This is a genomic window from Streptosporangium sp. NPDC020072 (assembly GCF_040631445.1).
Taxonomy (GTDB): domain Bacteria; phylum Actinomycetota; class Actinomycetes; order Streptosporangiales; family Streptosporangiaceae; genus Streptosporangium.
This window is the reverse complement of the sequence record NZ_JBEYAB010000012.1, coordinates 295,884-314,657: the sequence shown is the minus strand read 5'-3', so window position 1 is coordinate 314,657 and position 18,774 is coordinate 295,884. Positions and strand designations below refer to the sequence as shown.

Genomic DNA, 18,774 nt, shown 5'->3' with positions numbered 1-18,774 from the left:
TTCGAGCGGCTCCTGAATACGTGCGAACGACACGCGACGGGGACCAGCGGGTACGGCGGAGGCGTTGCGCGAGGCTGCCAACAGATGTCCTTCCGAGGGCTCGCGGCGGACTGACTACACGCACGCCAGACGACCATGCATCGGAGCACCAAAAGAAGCGGGTCGTCAAAGGGCAGCGCAAAGGGGCAGTGTAGCCGAACGGCATACACCTGTCCAGTTCACCCTCGCTGCGCTCTCCACGTTGGTCGCAGCATCGCCCGTCAGAGCCGAAACGTCAAGCCCGTGAGCCGACATTTCAGCCAAGGAACAGCCGAGCCGCTGGGAGTTTTCCCATCGTGTGACCTGCGCAACCACCAGCCCCAAGACGATACCCGCGCCTCGGGGAGGCTAACGCCTCGCCCTACGAAGCTTCGAGCGCCAGACGCACACACGACCGACGATCGACGCTGCGATGAACGATGTACCCGGCCACAAACCAGCTCTAAACGCAGACTTTGATAACAATTGAATGAAGCGCCACGCCAACCTAGTGGGGCGGCGGGTTTCCCAGCAGGGTGGACAGCTCGGAGACGAGCCAGTGGGAGTCCTGCCTGACCATGACCAACCGGGCCCTGTTCTGCCTGATCTGGCGCCGGGGCTGCTTGTCCCCCGGCATGGTCCGCACGGTGCTCATGTTCACGAACAGCAGGACCTCGACCCGGTCGGCGCGCGCCGACTCGACCCCGGCCCCGGCCACCGTCGCCTGCTGGACGGCGCGCTCCTTCCTGGCCGTCGGCACCAGGCTCGTGGTGAGCTGCCGGTAGTACTGGCTGAGGTTTCCCGTGGTGTATCCCCGAGCCCGTGCGAAATCCTGTTCGATAGTACGGTAGTCGTACGACAGCATGTCGGCGGCGACGGAGCGGGCGGTCGCGAGCGCCTCCCGTCCGGCGGCCTCGTCCGAACGCAGTCGGCTCAGATCCGCGAACATGATCCACACCACCGCGGCGAGCGAGAGCGCGACGGCGGTCATCACCCCGACCAGGAGGAGGGAGACGCGGGTCACAGGACCAGCTCCGTCTTCGAGACGAGCCAGGCGGTCCCGATCTTGGTCACTTCCATGTTCCACTGGTAGAACCGCTCCTGCGGGGGCTGTTTGCTACCCTCCCAGCGAATGACGGCGTCCCCGACGACCATCACTCTGGCGACGTTCCCCTTCATCGAGACGAGTCCGGAGGCACGGAGCGCGCCCGTCTGGAGAACCTTGTTCCTGAGCGTCGTCTCTTTGAGCGTCGTGACGTTCCTGGCGTACTCCGCCTTCGCCGCGCCGGTTGACGTGTCCAAGATGCGTTTGATGTCGGAGTCCACGGTCCGGTGACCGACCGAGAGCAGATCCAGGGCGTGTGATCCCGCCGCCCGTATCGCGGCCTCCCGGTCGTCGGCCTCCGCCTGGGCCTGCGCAAGCGCCGAGCGCAGCCAGAACGCCGCGCCGAGCAACGCCACGATCAACAGGGCCAGCACCAACCCGGCGACTCTCAGCGGGCGAGCCCGCCGAGCAGTGTTCACCGCCATGCGCTCTCTCCCATCGCGGGTCCGTCGGAACACGGACCGGTGATCACGTGGCGCCGGCCGTTCAGGCCGAAAGCTCCCCGATCGCCGGATCATAACCCGCCAAACGGATCGTCATGGAGGGCTTTGCCCACCTCCCCAGGAGCCGCCCTCTCATAACAGGAAAAAAATATCCCTGCCAAGGCCGCTGATCTCGTGGCCCTCTCCATCCCGAACCACCGATCTCGTGGCCCAGGCGCCCAGGCGCCACCGATAAACGACCTTCGGGCTCACGCGGGGAAATGCCGTCCGGTGCCCCGCCGTACGGCCCGGCGAGCTCTTCGGGTCGCATCCCAAACCCATTTCAGAGCATTTAATGGCGATTTAGTGAACAAACCGCCCATAAAGCCATAAATCATGAGAAGTTTGCCGCAGGAGAAGCCGGCCGAAGGCATGAGAGCGTCGTACGGACGCCCCTCGCCGAGGCCTTCACCCAACCCCAGGCGGGCTCTGACACGTCCCTGACGGGCCTCTGACGGGCCGGGAAAGCAGAAAGAGCGGGCCACCGGCACCAGGTGGACCCGCTCTTTCTGTTGAGTCTCGTCGAGCTCTCCTACGAGGCCTTCAGGCCAGGTGGGACTACTTGACGGTGACGGTGGCGCCGGCGCCCTCGAGGGCAGCCTTGGCCTTCTCCGCCTGCTCCTTGTTGACCTTGCCGTCGAAGACGGGCTTGGGGGCGCCGTCAACGAGGTCCTTGGCCTCCTTGAGGCCCAGGCTCGTCAGGGCGCGGATCTCCTTGATGACCTGGATCTTCTTGTCGCCGGCAGCCTCGAGGATGACGTCGAACTCGTCCTGCTCCTCGGCCTCCTCGGCCGGAGCGGCGCCACCGGCGGCCGGGGCGGCGGCCACGGCGACGGGGGCGGCGGCCTTGACGTCGAAGGCGTCCTCGAAGAGCTTCACGAAGTCGGCCAGCTCAAGGAGGGTCATCTCCTTGAACGACTCGAGCAGCTCGTCAGCGGTGAGCTTCGCCATGATGATTCCTCCGTATGGATCTAAAAACTGAGAATTCGGGACCGCGGTATATATGCGCTAATCCCCTGAGTCCGCCAGCGCGGACCTACTCGCCCGCCTCTTCGCGCTTGGCGCGCAGAGCCTCGACGAGCTGAGCCATGTTGGTGGGCAGCGCGTTGAAGACGGCGGCGGCGTGGGCCTGCTTCGCCTTCATGGCACCGGCCAGCTTCGCGAGGAGGACCTCGCGCGACTCAAGGTCGGCAAGCTTGCTGATCTCGGCCGGGTTCATCGACTTGCCGTCGACGACACCGCCCTTGATGACCAGGAGGGGATTGGCCTTGGCGAAGTCACGCAGACTCTTGGCGGCCTCGACCACGTCGCCCTCGACGAACGCGATCGCCGACGGACCCGCGAGCAGGTCGTCGAGCTCGCTGATCCCGGCCTGGTTGGCCGCGATCTTGGTCAGCGTGTTCTTCACCACGGCGAACTTCGCATGCTCACCGAGAGAGACGCGCAGCTGCTTGAGCTGAGCGACGGTGAGACCGCGGTATTCGGTCAGAACGGCAGCGTTGGAGCCTTCGAAGCTGCTCCGCAGCTCGGCTACAGCCGTTGCCTTTTCCGCCTTCGCCATGGGCCTCCTTCCAGATGTTGCCACCGGCAAGGGGCCACAGACGCGAACAAGCCCCGGGCGCAGGCGCACGGGGCTCACATGAGGAGGTCAGTCCAAATGGAAACTCACATCACACCTGCGCTGGTCGTCCACGAAGTGGAACCTTGGGTCGTCGAACCATGAGGCCTGACGACAACCGGCGGTCTTCGGCGTTGACAGCATACGCCCTGGCGGGAGGAACGCCAAACCGGGCTCCGCTCGGGAAGGAATCCAGGAAAACACGACGGCCCGCCTCCCCCGGTGCGATGGGAGAGGCGGGCCGTACATGGGTCTCGTGGTCCCCCGGACGGGGTTCCACGAGCCGTTCCCAGCGGGCCCTCAGTGGCCGCTCGGGACGGGGTTCTTCGGCAGGTCGCCCACCTGCTCGGCGGGCGGGGCCGCGATCGTCACGGGCTCGTTGAAGCCCTTGAAGAGCGCGGTCAGGTTGAACGACTCACCGTTCTTCGAGCCGCTGAGCGTGACCTTGCGGGGCAGGCTCTGGCCGTCGGCCCACAGGTCGAACTTCACGTCCTTGACCGACGAGAGTCGCTCCTTGAGCGGCTCCTGCTTGGCCGGGTCGAGCACCTGGGCGGCCTCGGCCACCGGGAAGGTGCCGCTGTAGTGGGTCGTCTCGGTCCCGCCGACCGTCTCGGTGCCCACGGCCTTGACGTCCTTGGACGCGGTGAGCAGCTTGACCGTCGCGGCGAGGTCGAACTGCCTGGCCTGCTCCAGGAAGCTCCTTACGCCCTTCTGGCCCTCGGCGTCGATGTCGGAGATCGAGGCCTTAAGCCAGGGCTTGTCCGCCCCCGCGAACCTGGCGAGCAGCTGCGACTTCAGGTAGACCGTGTCCCCGGTGAAGATCGCCCTGGCTCCGCCGGGGACGTTCTGCCCGTCGAAGTTGATCGTGTCCAGCGTGATGTCGGTCGCCAGCTGAGGCTGGCTCTGGTAGACCACGCTGCCCTGGATCTTGCCCGCGCCCCTGTCGCCACCTGTGGCGTCAAGGACGAGGTCCGCGGAGTACGAGGTGACCTCCCCGGCCCTCTGCGCGCTCTGCTGAACCGCCTCGGCGGCGGCCAGTTTGACGTTTCCGAGGGTTCCGGTGCTCTGCGCACCGCATCCCGTGACCGCGATCAGAGCGGCCGCTCCCAGTGTCAGTGCGGGAGCCAATCGGCGCATTGGTCTTCACTCCTTCGTGTCCCCCGATGGACTTGTTTATGACCATACGCCGGGCAATCCCGACACGCTTCCTCCATAGGAACGAAGAAAGGCCTCAACCGAATGGCCATTCGGTTGAGGCCTTTCCGAGAAGGCGTCTGCTAGCGGACGTCTCAGGCGTCGAGCTCGGCGGTCAGCGCCCGCGTCACGTTCGGGTCGACCGGGATGCCGGGGCCCATGGACGTGGAGAAGGTGACCTTCTTCAGGTAACGGCCCTTGGCGGCGGACGGCTTCAGACGCAGCACCTCTTCGAGGGCGGCGGCGTAGTTCTCGACCAGCTGACGCTCGCCGAAGGACACCTTGCCGATGATGAAGTGCAGGTTCGCGTGCCGGTCGACACGGAACTCGATCTTGCCGCCCTTGATGTCGGTGACGGCCTTGCCGACGGCCGGGGTGACGGTGCCGGTCTTGGGGTTGGGCATGAGGCCACGGGGACCGAGCACGCGGCCGAGACGGCCGACCTTGCCCATGAGGTCGGGGGTCGCGACGACGGCGTCGAAGTCGAGACGGCCCTTGGCGACCTCGTCGATCAGCTCGTCGGCACCGACGATGTCGGCGCCCGCGGCGCGGGCCTCCTCGGCACGGTCACCGGTCGCGAAGACCAGGACCCGGGCGGTCTTACCGGTGCCGTGCGGGAGGTTGACGGTGCCGCGCACCATCTGGTCGGCCTTACGGGGGTCGACGCCCAGTCGCAGCGCGACCTCGACGGTCGCGTCGAACTTGGTGACGCTGGTCCCCTTGGCGAGCTTCGCCGCCGCGGCCGGGCTGTAGAGGTTCTCGCCGTCGACCTGTGCGGCCGCCGCGCGGAATGCCTTGCTGCGCTTCACTTGCTCACTCCTGTGAATCCGAGTGTCCGTGGTGCGGGCCAGCGCCTGGCCCTTCCACTCACTTCGATGTCCTGGTGACGGACACGACCACCGTCGCGTTCCGCCGTTTTCCGATCCGTCGCCGGATCACCGGCTCGGGACCGAGTCGCCTGTCGTCAGTCGGCGATCGTGATGCCCATCGACCGGGCGGTGCCGGCGATGATCTTCTCGGCCGCCTCGATGTCGTTGGCGTTGAGGTCCTGCATCTTGGTCTCGGCGATCTGGCGCAGCTGCTCCTTGGTGAGCTTGCCGACCTTGTCCTTCTGCGGGACGGCCGAGCCCTTCGCCACACCGGCGGCCTTCTTGATCAGCTCAGGCGCCGGGGGCGTCTTCGTGACGAAGGTGAAGGAGCGGTCCTCGAAGATGGTGATCTCAACGGGGATGATGTTGCCGCGCTGGGCTTCGGTGGCAGCGTTGTACTGCTTGACGAAGTCCATGATGTTGACGCCGTGCGGACCGAGGGCGGTACCGACCGGCGGAGCGGGCGTGGCCTGGCCAGCGGGGAGCTGGACCTTGACCAGTGCCGCGATCTTCTTCTTAGGAGGCATGGTTCTTCTCCGGGTCCTAATCGGGGTGATGCGGCTCCCACGCAGACACGGGGAGCATGTCGGAAGGCCGTGCTTCGCGAGACACGGCCACCGAACGTCTTAGTTTATGTGATCGGTCAGATCTTCGAGACCTGGTTGAACGAGAGCTCAACCGGGGTCTCGCGACCGAAGATCGACACGAGGACCTTGAGCTTCTGCGACTCGGCGCTGATCTCGCTGACCGTGGCGGGCAGGGTCGCGAAGGGGCCGTCCATGACCGTGACGGACTCGCCGACCTCGAAGTCGACGGTCGCGGCCGTGGCCTTGACGGTCGACTTCTTGACCTCTTCCGAGGGCTCGGGAGCCAGCAGCTTGGCCACCTCGTCCAGGCTCAGCGGGCTGGGCTTGTTCGACAGACCGACGAAGCCGGTCACACCGGGCGTGTTGCGCACCGCGGACCAGGACTCGTCGGTGAGCTCCATCCGGACCAGCACGTAGCCGGGCAGCACCCGCTCCTTGACCAGCTGACGCTTGCCGCTCTTCACCTCGGTCACGTGGTGCGTCGGCACCTCGACCTGGAAGATGTAGTCCTCCATGTTGAGGGACTGCGTGCGGGTCTCGATGTTCGACTTCACGCGGTTCTCGTAACCGGCGTAGGAGTGGATGACGTACCACTCGCCGTACTGGCCGCGCAGCTGGCGCTTGAACTCCTCGATCGGGTCGACATCGGGCAGGACGTCGCCGTCCTCGTCGACCTCACCGGTCTGCCCGGCCTCTTCTGCCTCGTCCTCGTCGACGTCGGCCGTGACCTCGTCGGTCTCGGTGTCGGCGTCGAGCGAGTCCTCCGCGACGTCGACGACCTGCTCCGGCTCGTCAGTCCGCTCTTCGCGGGACTCGCCGGCCGGCTGTGGAGACTCGGACACGGTGGCTCATTCTCTTTCGTCGATGGGCTGATGAAATTACGGGGGGCGATCCGCCGGGGTCCGGCCTCAGGCTCCGCCGAAGATCCGCAGCACACCTTCGGTGAGCAACGCGTCGAGTCCGGACACGACCCCGACCATGATCAGAACGAAGACCATGACAATCGTGGTGTACGAGAGAAGCTCTTTGCGCGTAGGCCAGATGACCTTGCGTAGTTCAGCGATGATCTGCCGATAGAAGAGGGCGGGAGAAGTGCGCTTGGCCTTCTTCTCACCGCTCGGCTTGTCTGCGGTTTCGCCGCGCGTGTCGATCGCCACAGTCCTCACCTGCTTCGTCGAGTCCAACGCATGTCTGCGGCGCGCTAGACGCCCTGATGCGCGGACCGCTCCTCGCAGGGCACGAGGGACTCGAACCCCCAACCGCCGGTTTTGGAGACCGGTGCGCTACCAATTGCGCTAGTGCCCTAAGACATGAACCACCATACATCGGTTGGACCGAAGTTTGTCCGTGGCTCACGGGTCCCGACCGCCGAGTTCGTGCACGCGGCGGTTAGGAACATGCGGGAGTCTACGTGGGAATGGCCCCCACGTCGAACCGGCAGGTGATCGACCCCTCACCTCCCCCTGATCTCCCACGTCACAGCCTTTCCCCTCCCGTACGGCCCGCCGTACGGAAAAACCGGCGGGAGGCGGGGGGCACCTCACAGATCTGTAACCATGGAAGGCATGACCCGTCCTCGCATCTCAGCGCGCATCTCCGCGATCTCCGAGTCCGCCACACTCGCCGTGGACGCCAAGGCCAAGGCCATGAAGGCGGCGGGCCGCCCGGTCATCGGCTTCGGCGCGGGCGAGCCGGACTTCCCGACTCCCGACTACATCGTCGAAGCCGCCGTTGAGGCCTGCCGCAACCCCAGGTTCCACAAGTACACCCCGGCCGGGGGCCTGCCCGAGCTGAAGCAGGCCATCGCGGACAAGACGCTGCGCGACTCCGGCTACCAGGTCGACGCGGCCCAGGTGCTGATCACCAACGGTGGCAAGCAGGCCGTCTACGAGGCCTTCGCCACGCTCCTCGACCCGGGTGACGAGGTTCTGGTCGTCGCCCCCTACTGGACGACCTATCCCGAGGCCATCAAGCTCGCGGGCGGTGTCCAGGTGGACGTGGTGACCGACGAGACCACCGGTTACCTCGCGAGCGTCGAGCAGTTCGAGGCGGCCCGCACCGAGCGCACCAAGGCCCTGCTGTTCGTCTCCCCGTCCAACCCGACGGGCGCGGTCTACTCGCCCGAGCAGGTCGAGGCGATCGGCCGCTGGGCGGCCGATCACGGGCTGTGGGTGGTCACCGACGAGATCTACGAGCATCTCACCTACGGCGGCGCGACGTTCGCGAGCATCGCGACCGTCGTCCCCGAGCTGGGTGACCGGGTCGTCGTGCTGAACGGCGTCGCCAAGACCTACGCCATGACCGGCTGGCGGGTCGGCTGGCTGATCGGCCCGAAGGACGTCGTCAAGGCCGCGACCAACCTGCAGTCGCACGCCACCTCCAACGTCTCGAACGTGGCCCAGGCCGCCGCCCTGGCCGCCGTGTCCGGCGACCTGTCGGCCGTGGCGAAGATGCGTGAGGCCTTCGACCGCCGCCGCCAGACCATGGTCCGCATGCTCAACGAGATCCCGGGCGTGCTCTGCCCCGAGCCCAGGGGCGCCTTCTACGCCTACCCGTCGGTCAAGGAACTGCTGGGCAAGGACTTCGGTGGCAGGCGTCCCGAGACGTCCGCCCAGCTGGCCGAGCTCATCCTTGAGGAGGCCGAGGTCGCCCTCGTCCCCGGCGAGGCCTTCGGCACCCCCGGCTACTTCCGGCTCTCCTACGCGCTCGGCGACGAGGACCTCGTCGAGGGCGTGAGCCGGGTGGCCAAGTTCCTCGGCCAGGTCGGCTGAGGCCCACCTGAGACCCGTCTGAGGTCCACCGCCGGGCGGCGTGTACGGCGCCGCCCGGCAGCCCGCCCTCCGGCTCCGTGGGAGCGGGTTCGGCGTGTGGCACCGTGCGGTGCCCGGCATACGGCACCATATGGAAATGCCACGCCCGCTCACCGACCTGCCAAAGGCCCACCTCCACCTGCACTTCACCGGCTCGATGCGGCACACGACCCTGATCGAGCTCGCCCGTGAGCAGGGTCTGCACCTGCCGGACGCGCTTGAGCAGGACTGGCCGCCCCGGCTGCGGGCGACCGACGAGCGGGGCTGGTTCCGTTTCCAGCGGCTCTACGACATCGCGCGGGCGGTGCTACGGCGGGAGTCCGACGTCTACCGGCTGCTGCGGGAGGCCGCGGAGGACGAGGTCGCCGAGGGGTCTCGCTGGCTGGAGATCCAGGTCGACCCCTCGGGATACGCCCACCGGTTCGGCGGTCTCACCCCCACCCTTGAGCTGATGCTCGACGCGGCGCGCCAAGCCTCGGCGCACGCGGGCATCGGAGTGGCGCTCGTGGTCGCCGCCAACCGCACGAAGCACCCCCTGGACGCCAAGACGCTCGCCAGGCTCGCCACGCACCACATGAACCAGGGCGTCGTCGGTTTCGGGCTGTCCAACGACGAGCGCAGGGGCCGGGCCCGTGACTTCGACGGGGCCTTCAGGCTGGCCAGGCGGGCCGGATTGCTGGCCGTACCGCACGGTGGGGAGCTGATGGGGGCGGCGAGCGTGGCCGAGTGCCTCGACGAGCTCGGCGCCGACCGGGTCGGGCACGGCGTGCGGGCGGCCGAGTCGCCACGGCTGATGGAGCGGCTGGCTGACCGGCAGGTCACGTGTGAGGTCTGCCCGACCTCCAACGTCGGCCTCGGGGTTGCCGAACGGCCGCAGGACGTACCGCTGCGGCGGCTGTTCGAGGCGGGGGTGCCCATCGCGCTCGGCGCCGACGACCCGCTGCTGTTCGGCGCCAGGCTGCTGCCCCAGTACGAGCTGGCCAGGCAGGTGTACGGCTTCCGCGACGCGGAGCTGGCCGAGCTGGCCCGGCAGTCGATCAGGGCCTCCGCCGCCCCCGAGAGCGTCCGCAAGGAGATCCTCAGGGAGATCGACGAGTGGCTGTCCTCCCCCGACCCCGAGGGTGTCTAGGGCTCTTTGAGGGCCAGGCTGGTGGCGGCGTCGAGGGGCAGGCCCTCGACGGGGAGGACCTCCGGGACGGCGATCGAGGCCAGCAGCGGCGGGCGCAGGTGCTCGCCGCCGAGCGCCGTCCAGGCGTCGCGGGCCGCGGCCAGCAGCTCCAGGCCCTCCTGTGACCGTCGTTCGGCGACGGCGAGCGCGCCGAGCAGTTCGACCCCGGCGGCCTGCGCCGTACGGTCGTCGAACAGGCGGGCGGTGCGCAGTGCCTCGCGGGCGTGCTCCCCGGCGGCGGTGAGGTCCCCGCGCAGATAGTCGGCGTGGGCGCGCAGGTGGCACAGGTGGGAGCGGGTCCACAGGTCCTCGTAGGTCTCGCAGAGGTCGAGTCCCTCGACGAGGACGCCGACGGCCGCCTCGACGTCGCCCAGCGTCAGCAGGCAGGCGGCCACCACGGCGTAGCCGGGCAGCAGGCCGGGGAAGGCGCGTCCCGCCGAGTGGTGGCGGTCGCGGGCGGCCCTGATGCCGAGCACGGCGCGGGTCGCCTGCCCCCGCTGGGCGGCGACCTGGGCTGCCAGCTGGGTCACGTAGGCGCCCGCGTGGCCGCCGGGGTCGGCCTCGCGGCACTCGGAGAGCCGTTCCTCGGCTCCGAGCAGGTCTCCCTGGAGGCTGGCGACCCAGGCGCAGACCCACAGCGCCCTGGTCCGCGCCGGTCCCCGCCGAGGGTCCGTGGCCAGGGCGCGGTCGAGATAGTCGCGCCCCTCGGCGTGCATCCCGCAGCACACCCACAGGATCCACAGCGCTCCGGCCAGTTCGAGACCGGTCCCCGCCTCAAGGCCCGTCTCCAGTGCCTGGGCGAGGTTGGCCGCCTCGACGCGGAGCCTGTGGTGCCAGCGCACCTGGCGGCGTGGCCACTCGCGTTCGGCGTTGCGGGCCAGGGCCAGGTAGAAGTCGTGGTGGCGCAGCCGTACCTCCTCCTGCTGGCCGAGCAGGGCCAGCCAGCCCGCGCCGAACTCGCGGGTGGCGCCGGGCATCAGGAAGCGGACTCCGGCGTGGGTCTCCCTGCGCAGCAGCACGGACTTGTCGACCAGGCCGGTGACCACGTCGATCATGTCCTGGGCGCGCAGCGTCTCGTCCCGGCAGACGTAGGTCGCCGCCTCCAGGTCGAACTCGCCGGGGAAGACCGAGACGCGCGCCCAGAACAGTCGTTCCCGCTCGGTGCACAGCTGGTGGCTCCACCCGATGCAGGTGGCCAGCGCCCGGTGCCTTGAGGGGCCCTGCCGCTCCTCGTCGACGAGCAGGGCCAGGTGCTCGCCCAGGTTCGCGACGAAGTCCGCGACGGGCATCGTGCGCAGCCGTACGGCGGCCAGTTCGATCGCCAGCGGCAGGCCGTCCAGCCTGTCGCACACCTCGGTGAGGCTCTCGCGCGTCCCGGCGGGCCAGGTGTCGCCGAGACCGGTCAGCAGGGCGTAGGCGTCCGGGGCGGGGAGGCCGGCCAGCACCCGCAGGTGCTCGCCGGGGACGGCCAGCGACTGGCGGCTGATCGCCAGGATGCGGAGTTCGGGGTCGGTGGCGAGCAGTTCGCCGACCAGGGAGGCGACCTCGTCGACCAGCGCCTCGCAGGTGTCGAGCACGAGCAGGGACCCGGCCGAGACGGCCAGGGCCTCGGTGACGGCGGGGGCCAGCGCCTGTGGCCCGCCGACCTCGGCGACCTCCGCGACGTCGACGACCGCGGGCTCGGGGACGAGTGTCCTGGCGAGTTCGAGGCCGAGCCTGGTCTTGCCGACACCGCCCGCCCCCGACAGGGTGACGAGCCGTACCCGCTCGAAAAGGGCTGTGATCTCCGCGACCTCGCCCTGCCTACCGACGAATGCACTCATTCCGCAGTCTCCTCGCGGCGTGGGCATTCATGCTAAAGGTGACCGAAGCCGTCTGTGTCCCGGATGCGGGCGACAGTGGTGTCGATGTCCATGGCCATTCCCCTGGCGAACGCGCGTTCGTAGGCGAGGTCGCCGAGCAACGCCCTGGCTCGGCGTTCCGTGCGCGCCCTGGACGTCGCGTACGGCGAGGCGTCGGGGGTGGGAAGGCCAGCGGTCGTCCACATCCGGGCGGCCGCGCCGAGCAGGCGGGCGGCTCTGCGCCCGTCACCGCGCGCCACGGCGGTCGCGGCGAGCTGGTCGGTGGCCGCGGCCACGCCGAGCGGGTCGCGCAGGCACCACTTGGCGTCGAGCGCCGCGCGGGCGTAGGCCTCGGCCGCCTCGATCTCTCCCCTGCCGAGTTCGGCGAGCGAGCGCACGTGGTCGCCGTGGGAACGGGCCCACAGTTCGCCCCGTTCGGCGCACCTGGCCCACTGGCGCACAAGGACCTCGACGGCCGGGCCGAACTCCCCCCTGAGGCTGTGCGCCATCGCCAGCGTCGTCTCGGCGACGGGGAGACCGATGTGGGCGGCCCGTTCCGGGGCGGCCTGCTCGAACAGCCCGGCGGCCTGGGCGGCCAGGCGCGCGGCCCCGTCGAGGTCGCCGAGGGCGAGCGCGGTCGCCGCCGCCCCCTGCCTGGCGCATCCGGCGGCGGCGAGGTCGCCCTCGGCCGTGGCCGCCGCGTACGCCTCGGCGGCCCTGCGTCTGGCCTCCGAGGTGTCGCCCGCGGCCAGCGCCGCCCATGAGCACACCCACAGGGCCTTGGTGCGGGCCGGGCCGGGGGTGATCTCCCGGTTGAGCAGCCGGTCCAGGTGCCGGTGCCCGAGGCCGGCCCTGCCGAGGCAGCACCAGACGAACCAGAGCGAGGTGGCCAGGTCGAAGCCCTCGTCGCGGGCCAGCGCGGCCTCCAGGTCCGGCATCGCCCGTCTGGCCCAGGCCGCCCAGCGGGCCTGGCGCGGGCCGTACCACTCGGCCTCCGCCCTGCGCGCCCCGGCCAGGAAGTGGTCGTGGTGGCGGGCGAGAACGGTCTCCTCCTCGCCCAGCAGCCGCAGCCACTGCCTTCCGTAGTCGCGGATCGTGCCGAGCATCCGGTAGCGCGGGCCACCGGCGACGTCGGCGACCAGGATCGACCGGTCGGCGAGCCCGGACAGCGCGAGCGTGGCCAGTCGTCCGTCGGCGCACACGGCCCACGCGTCGTCGGCGTCGAACCAGCCCTCGAAGACCGAGAGGCGCGCCCACAGCAGGCGTTCCCCCGGGCCGCACAGCTCGTGGCTGAGGCCGACCGCGGTGCGCATGCTCCGGTGCCGCCCGAGCGGGGCGCGGCTGCCGCCCTCCAGCAGGGCGAAGCGGTCGCCGAGCCGCTCGGTGAGCTGTGGCACGGACAGCGCCCGCAGCCGCCGTACGGCCAGCTCGATGGCGAGCGGGATGCCGTCGAGGCCGCGGCAGAGCCGGGCCACCTCGTGGGGGTCGAGGGCGGCGCCGGGCACCAGGGCCCTGGCCCGCTCGGTGAACAGCCGGACGGCGTCGCAGGTCGCGGCCTCGGCCCCCTCGGGTACGGCGAACGGCTCGACGGGCATCAGCCGTTCCCCGGCGAGCCCCAGAGGACCGCGGCCGGTGGCCAGCACCCGGATGTGCGGCGCCCGCGCCAGGACCTGGCGCAGCAGTTCCGCGCACGCCTCTGCGAGGTGGTCGCAGTCGTCGAGGACCAGCAGCAGCCGCCGGTCGGCGAGGAAGTCGGCGAGGACCTCCGCCTGGGGCCGCACGGCCTGCTCCGGCAGGCCGAGCGCGGCGGCGACGGCGTGGCCGACCAGGGCGCCGTTCTGCTCGGCGGACAGCGCGACGACCCACACCCCGTCGGGGAAGTCCCCGCGGAGCGTGGTCGCGGCCCTGAGCGCGAGCCTGGACTTGCCGACCCCGGCGACCCCGGTGAGGGTCACCAGAGGAGAGTGGCCGATCAGTGCGGCGAGTTCGCCGAGCTCCGCCTCCCGTCCTACGAGGTCACCCGTCTCCGCCGGCACGTTGTCCCGGCGCGTGCGCGTCTCCTCCACCGATTCCTCGCCCCTCCGCGTTAGATGGCCAGCCAACCATGGGAGCGCGGCCATCCCGGTCTGACGGAGGACCCGCGGTTGTCCGTTCTTCTCCCGGGGCGCATATCTCATGCCGACGCGCAGGTCAGCGGCCTCTTGTCGAAGTCCTCCGGGGTGGGATTCCTCCTCCGGACCCCTCCTCGTTTCGTCGGTGTCCGGTGTCTCCCCGGCCGTCACGAAGGGGTTCCCAGGGACGTCATGGGGGCGTTTCCGGAGTCGCCGCGGGGGAAGCGACACTAGACTCTTGCTGTTTCCCGGCCGTGGACGCCCTCCAAGTCGTGGGCGACGCGGCTCCCCGATGAGTGAGCTGGACGGAACCGCATGTCTGGGTATGACCGCGTAGTGCAACCGGCGGCCGGTGACGAGGCCCTGGAGAACCACCTGGGTGGGGACGAGGCCAGGAACTACCGGCAGTACGAGCTCGACATGGTCGCCCCGCACGTGGGGAAGTCCATGCTGGAGATCGGTTCGGGCCTCGGGCACTTCGCCGAGTCGTTCCTGCCCCGCCTGGACAGGCTGGTGGTCAGTGACTTCGACCCCTACTGCGTCGAGCAGCTCAACAAGCGCTTCGCCGAGCGCGACGACGTGGACGTGCTGCAGTTCGGCCTGCCGACCGACATCCCGATCGGTGAGAAGGTCGACACGGTCGTGATGATGAACGTCCTCGAACACATCGAGGAGGACGTCGAGGCGCTGCGCTCCCTGGCGAAGGTCACCGCGCCCGGCGGCCGGATCGTCATCTGGGTGCCGGGCTACATGCAGCTCTACGGAGACTTCGACCGCAAGGTCGGCCACGTCACCCGCTACACCCCCGCGACCCTGCGCAGCACGGTCTCCAAGGCGGGCCTGGACATCGACGTGCTCAAGCCGATCAACTTCCTGGGCGGCATCGCCTGGTGGGTGGCGGTCCGCCGGGGCGGTGTCGGCTACCCCGACCCGCGTCTGGTCAAGATCTACGACCGTACGGTCGTCCCGGCGACCCGGTTCATCGAGCGTTTCGTGCGTCCGCCGTTCGGTCAGACCGTCTTCTGCGTGGCCCGCGTCCCCCGGTAGAAAAACCCGTTGCACCGTACGGCGGGCCCGCCGTACGGTGGTCCGCATGTGGATCAACTCCTAGAAAGCAGGCGTTGACCGGCCGTCGCCGGTCCGCCCGCGCTCAGCTCTCTGGCCCCGTTCGTCTGACGCGGCAGCTGAGGTTCCGGCACGGCACAGACCGCGTCGTCATGATCTTCCAAGGAGTCCATATGCGAATTCGCGTTGCCAAAAAGCAGCAGACCGTCACGCCTCGTATCCCGCTGCCCGAGCGGGCCCCGGCGCCCAGGCGGGTGCCGATGCCGCCCGTTCCCGCCCGGCCCACCCGGCAGCCGCGCCGGATTCCCGGCCGGGGTGGTCGCTGACGGCCGGCCGGAGGCGGTGTCCACCCCGTTCCGGGTGGGCACCGCCGGGTCTCAGCCGTCGAGGCGTTCGATGACGGTGACGTTGGCCTGGCCGCCGCCCTCGCACATCGTCTGCAGGCCGTACCGGCCGCCGGTCCGCTCCAGCTCGTGCAGGAGTTTGGTCATCAGGATCGCCCCGGTCGCCCCGAGGGGGTGACCCAGGGCGATCGCGCCGCCGTTGGGGTTGACCCGCTCCGGGTCGGCGCCGATCTCCTTGAGCCAGGCCAGCGGCACCGGGGCGAAGGCCTCGTTGACCTCGAAGACGTCGATGTCGTCCACCGTGAGCCCGGCCCTGGCCAGGGCCTTCCTGGTCGCCGGGATGGGCGCGGTCAGCATGTGGACCGGGTCGTCGCCGGTGAGCGTCAGGGTGACGACGCGGGCCCTGGGGGTCAGGCCGTGCTCGCGGAGCGCCCGTTCCGAGGCGACCAGCAGGGCGCCGGAGCCGTCGGAGATCTGCGAGGAGGTCGCCGCGGTGATCCGGCCGCCCTCCCGCAGGGTCTTGAGGCCCGCCATCTTCTCCCGGGTGGTGTCGGCACGGGGGCCCTCGTCGTTCTCGACGCCCGCGACGGGGACGATCTGGTCGCGGAAGCGGCCCTCCGCGACGGCTTCGAGCGCGCGCCGGTGGCTCTCGCAGGCGAAGCGCTCCAGTTCCTCGCGGCTCAGGTCCCACTTCTCGCACATCAGCTCGGCCCCGCGGAACTGGGAGATCTCCTGCCTGCCGTACCGCTCGGCCCAGCCCTCGCCGAACGGTGAGGGCAGGCCCTTCTCCAGGGCGGCGGTGACGGGGGAGCCCATCGGCACGACGCTCATGGACTCGACCCCGGCGGCGACCACGAGGTCCTGGGTGCCGGAGAGCACGCCCTGGGCGGCGAAGTGCAGCGCCTGCTGGGAGGAGCCGCACTGCCGGTCGACGGTCACCCCGGCCACGCCCTCCGGCAGCCCGGCCGACAGCCAGGCGGTGCGCGCGATGTCCATGCTCTGCGGGCCGAACTGCATGACGCAGCCCATGATCACGTCTTCGATCGCGGACGGATCGACGCCGGTGCGCTCGACGAGCGCCCTGAGCGTGTGGGCCGCCAGGTCCGCGGGGTGGACGGTGGACAGCCCTCCTTGCTTCCTGCCGACCGGGGTGCGGACCGCCCCGACGATGTACGCCTCTGCCACGGTGCCTCCTGCTCACAGAACCGAGCATTGTTCGGTTACCAGCAGGTTACCTCGGTCGGCGTGGCGGTGGTCAGGACCGCTTGAGGACGACGTAGCCATCCCTGTCGAACACCTTGGTGTAGCCCGTGCGCAACGCCTCGTCCACCCGCTGCTGCTGCACCTCGGGACCCCCGAAGGGGAAGGTCCAGCGCGTCACGTCGGCCACGATCCACGGCGCGCCGTACGCCTGCGGGCCCCACAGCAGCACCGTCGTCCTGGCGCTGAGCGCGGGACCGACGTTGTTGGCCGCCTCGACCACCACCCCGTCGGGGACCATGGCCACGGCCTCGCGCGCCGCCGCGACGGACGGCTCCTCGGTGAAGAAGGACGACTCGACGAGGTTGCCCAGGGCGAAGCGCGGCACCAGGGTGAGCCCGATCACGCAGACCGCGAAGGCCCAGTGCCCGGCCAGCGCCCGCGACCGCTCGGGGAAGCGCCCGCGCAGCCGTCCGGAGAGCCGGTGGACACCGTCCACGGCGGCGCAGACGAGGATGGCCGCGAGGAAGGCGTTGTACTGGAAGTCGGTCCCCCACCACTGCGGCCGGTCGGCCAGGAACCGTTCGACCAGCAGCGGGACGGCGACCAGGACCAGCGGGGACAGCAGCGCGGTCAGCAGCATCGGCCACAGCAGGAAGGCCATGGTGTCCACCTTGACCTCGGGGCTGACCATCTGCCACAGCGTGCCGAACGGGTCACGGACGATGGACAGCGCCACCTCGCCGAGGGTCGCGCCGCGACTGCCGTACGCCCAGTGGAAGCCCTCGCCGCCCGAGCCGATCATCGGCATCACCACGCCGCGGATGAGCAGCAGCGCGCCGCCGCCCATCAGGACGAGGGCCGTCCCCTCAAGCCTGCGTCTGATGAGGAACAGGTAGACCCCGAACCCGGCGACCAGCAGGCCCATGTCCTCCTTGACCAGCAGGATGCCGATGGCGGCGAGGACGGCGTAGCGGGTCCTGCCCGCGTCCGCCCGCTCGATCATGATCGCGCTGAGCAGCGGGACGAACGCCACCTCGTGGAAGTCGAACCCGGCGGCCTGCGCGACCGGCCAGGAGACCAGGTAGGCGACCGCGACCAGGTGCGCGGGGACCGGGCCGAGACGGCGGCTCGTGTAGTGCCAGACGGGGACGGCGGCCAGCGAGAGCAGCGCCGCCTGCGCGACGATGAGGGTCCGCGGGTCGTCGTACACCCAGTACAGCGGGGCCAGGACGGCCAGGATCGGCGAGAAGTGGTCGGCCGGCTGGACGAAGTCCATGCCCTGGTTGTAGAACATGCCGACCGAGGGGGCGACCGGCGGCCCGAAACTCGCGTACCCGCGCACCGCCTGGTCGAAGATGACCAGGTCGAAGATGCTCGCCTTGAACGCCGAGAACTTGACCAGCCCGAGCACGCTGTAGGCCGCGGTGGCCAGGGCGACGAGCGCGCCGAGCGTCAGACCGTGTCGCCGCTCGCGCAGGAACGCCGGGACGTCGCGTGCCTTGTCCGTCCTGTCGACCGGCTCCTCGGCGGTCGCGGTCACCGCGCTCATGCTCTGCGGGTGCTCGTCATCGTCGCGTAGGCGATGACGTTGTCGGTGTAGTGGCCGGTCGTGTGGTTGTAGGTACCGCCACAGGTAATCACATGAAGCCGGGGTATCGGCGAGTCGCCGTATACGCGCTGTGTCGGGAACACCGTCTTGTCCGCCTGTTCGAGTCCGTCTACCGTGAAAACCGCGATGATGCCGTCCTGCCGCCGGACTTCGATCTCGTCGCCGTTCCTGATCTCGGCCAGGCGGCTGAAGACCGCGCTTCCCGAGCGCGTGTCCTTGTGCCCGAGCATGATCGCGGGACCGGCCTCGCCCGCCGTCGGCCCCGAACGGTACCAGCCGACCAGGTTCGGATTGCCGACCGACGGCACCTCGATCGCGCCTTTTTTGTCGAGTCCGACCGAGGTGATCGGCGCGTTGATGTTCAGCCGCTTGATGACCAGGCGCAGCGGGGTCGAGGGCTGCATCGCGGGGGCGGGAGGCAGACGCGGTTCGGGCGGCGGCGCGGTCGGATCGGCCCTGAAGTAGGGGTCGGCGGGCGCGGTGGCGTTGACCGCGCTGCGGGGCGGCAGCGTCGTGCGCTGCTCGGCCAGGCCGTACTCGTCCGGGGAGACCGCCATCATCAGCAGGCCGACCAGCACCGTGACCACCCCGGCCGCCCCGGCGAGGATGAGCACCGAGCGCAGGATCCTGCCGCCCCCGGCCCGGTCGCCGTACGGCTCCTCGTACTCCGGGTAGGGGTAGTACCCCTGGTCGTACGGCTGTGCGGGGTGCTCCGGCGGCCAGCCTTCCGGTGGCGGGGTGGTCATGCGG

Annotated in this window: 18 protein-coding genes and 1 tRNA gene; 4 read left to right on the top strand and 15 right to left on the bottom strand. The window is 69.8% G+C overall.

The window, feature by feature from the left end; genetic code table 11:
• Positions 1-526: 526 nt before the first annotated feature.
• From ABZ470_RS28765 to ABZ470_RS28720, 10 genes are all read right to left on the bottom strand, one after another.
• Positions 527-1,042, bottom strand: a complete 516-nt coding sequence (locus ABZ470_RS28765) for a hypothetical protein (protein WP_352014744.1) — start codon at positions 1,040-1,042, stop codon at positions 527-529.
• Complete coding sequence (locus ABZ470_RS28760; protein WP_352014743.1) at positions 1,039-1,500, bottom strand: hypothetical protein; 462 nt, start codon at positions 1,498-1,500, stop codon at positions 1,039-1,041. The genes ABZ470_RS28765 and ABZ470_RS28760 overlap by 4 nt, the downstream gene beginning before the upstream one ends.
• Positions 1,501-2,163: 663 nt before the next feature.
• Positions 2,164-2,556 carry a 50S ribosomal protein L7/L12 gene (gene rplL / locus ABZ470_RS28755; protein ID WP_352014742.1) on the bottom strand — a complete coding sequence of 131 codons (393 nt, stop codon included), beginning with the start codon at positions 2,554-2,556 and terminating at the stop codon, positions 2,164-2,166.
• 85 nt (positions 2,557-2,641) lie between these two features.
• A complete protein-coding gene (rplJ, locus tag ABZ470_RS28750; RefSeq protein ID WP_352014741.1) occupies positions 2,642-3,166 on the bottom strand; it encodes a 50S ribosomal protein L10 in 525 nt (174 codons plus the stop codon).
• Between the two features lie 357 nt (positions 3,167-3,523).
• Positions 3,524-4,360 (bottom strand): LppX_LprAFG lipoprotein, encoded by an 837-nt coding sequence (locus ABZ470_RS28745; RefSeq protein WP_352014740.1) that lies wholly within the window; start codon positions 4,358-4,360, stop codon positions 3,524-3,526.
• Between the two features lie 152 nt (positions 4,361-4,512).
• Positions 4,513-5,226 carry a 50S ribosomal protein L1 gene (gene rplA / locus ABZ470_RS28740; protein WP_352014739.1) on the bottom strand — a complete coding sequence of 238 codons (714 nt, stop codon included), beginning with the start codon at positions 5,224-5,226 and terminating at the stop codon, positions 4,513-4,515.
• A 155-nt stretch (positions 5,227-5,381) separates the two neighbouring features.
• Positions 5,382-5,813 (bottom strand): 50S ribosomal protein L11, encoded by a 432-nt coding sequence (rplK, locus tag ABZ470_RS28735; RefSeq protein ID WP_184712590.1) that lies wholly within the window; start codon positions 5,811-5,813, stop codon positions 5,382-5,384.
• 116 nt (positions 5,814-5,929) lie between these two features.
• Complete coding sequence (gene nusG, locus ABZ470_RS28730) at positions 5,930-6,715, bottom strand: transcription termination/antitermination protein NusG (RefSeq protein WP_362915239.1); 786 nt, start codon at positions 6,713-6,715, stop codon at positions 5,930-5,932.
• A 66-nt stretch (positions 6,716-6,781) separates the two neighbouring features.
• The gene (secE, locus tag ABZ470_RS28725; protein ID WP_352014737.1) at positions 6,782-7,030 is read right to left on the bottom strand and encodes a preprotein translocase subunit SecE; all 249 of its coding nucleotides are present in this window, start codon (positions 7,028-7,030) and stop codon (positions 6,782-6,784) included.
• A gap of 75 nt (positions 7,031-7,105) precedes the next feature.
• A tRNA-Trp gene (locus ABZ470_RS28720) sits at positions 7,106-7,178 on the bottom strand.
• A gap of 260 nt (positions 7,179-7,438) precedes the next feature.
• Here ABZ470_RS28720 and ABZ470_RS28715 point away from each other — a divergent pair.
• The gene (locus ABZ470_RS28715; RefSeq protein WP_362915237.1) at positions 7,439-8,644 is read left to right on the top strand and encodes a pyridoxal phosphate-dependent aminotransferase; all 1,206 of its coding nucleotides are present in this window, start codon (positions 7,439-7,441) and stop codon (positions 8,642-8,644) included.
• 136 nt (positions 8,645-8,780) lie between these two features.
• On the top strand, positions 8,781-9,812 hold the full coding sequence (locus ABZ470_RS28710; protein WP_362915235.1) for an adenosine deaminase: 1,032 nt from the start codon (positions 8,781-8,783) through the stop codon (positions 9,810-9,812).
• Here the strand turns inward: ABZ470_RS28710 and ABZ470_RS28705 are convergent.
• Both ABZ470_RS28705 and ABZ470_RS28700 read right to left on the bottom strand, forming a co-directional pair.
• Complete coding sequence (locus ABZ470_RS28705) at positions 9,809-11,674, bottom strand: hypothetical protein (protein ID WP_352014734.1); 1,866 nt, start codon at positions 11,672-11,674, stop codon at positions 9,809-9,811. The two genes, ABZ470_RS28710 and ABZ470_RS28705, sit on opposite strands and share 4 nt — an antisense overlap.
• A gap of 32 nt (positions 11,675-11,706) precedes the next feature.
• On the bottom strand, positions 11,707-13,758 hold the full coding sequence (locus ABZ470_RS28700; RefSeq protein WP_352014733.1) for an AAA family ATPase: 2,052 nt from the start codon (positions 13,756-13,758) through the stop codon (positions 11,707-11,709).
• 360 nt (positions 13,759-14,118) lie between these two features.
• Here ABZ470_RS28700 and ABZ470_RS28695 point away from each other — a divergent pair, with 360 nt between their 5' ends.
• Together ABZ470_RS28695 and ABZ470_RS28690 are read left to right on the top strand one after the other, a co-directional pair.
• Positions 14,119-14,850, top strand: a complete 732-nt coding sequence (locus tag ABZ470_RS28695; protein ID WP_352014732.1) for a class I SAM-dependent methyltransferase — start codon at positions 14,119-14,121, stop codon at positions 14,848-14,850.
• Positions 14,851-15,041: 191 nt separating this feature from the next.
• Positions 15,042-15,194: a hypothetical protein gene (locus tag ABZ470_RS28690; RefSeq protein ID WP_362915233.1), complete on the top strand. Its 153-nt coding sequence runs from the start codon at positions 15,042-15,044 to the stop codon at positions 15,192-15,194.
• A 51-nt stretch (positions 15,195-15,245) separates the two neighbouring features.
• Here ABZ470_RS28690 and ABZ470_RS28685 read toward each other — a convergent pair whose 3' ends face one another.
• The 3 genes from ABZ470_RS28685 to ABZ470_RS28675 all read right to left on the bottom strand — a co-directional run bounded on the left by ABZ470_RS28685 (position 15,246) and on the right by ABZ470_RS28675 (position 18,770).
• Positions 15,246-16,397 carry an acetyl-CoA C-acetyltransferase gene (locus ABZ470_RS28685; RefSeq protein WP_362781285.1) on the bottom strand — a complete coding sequence of 384 codons (1,152 nt, stop codon included), beginning with the start codon at positions 16,395-16,397 and terminating at the stop codon, positions 15,246-15,248.
• A gap of 70 nt (positions 16,398-16,467) precedes the next feature.
• Positions 16,468-17,964, bottom strand: coding sequence for a DUF2079 domain-containing protein (locus ABZ470_RS28680; protein WP_362915231.1), 1,497 nt, complete (start codon positions 17,962-17,964; stop codon positions 16,468-16,470).
• Entirely contained in the window at positions 17,961-18,770 is an 810-nt protein-coding gene (locus ABZ470_RS28675) for a class F sortase (RefSeq protein ID WP_362781281.1), read from the bottom strand. The genes ABZ470_RS28680 and ABZ470_RS28675 overlap by 4 nt, the downstream gene beginning before the upstream one ends.
• Positions 18,771-18,774: the final 4 nt, after the last annotated feature.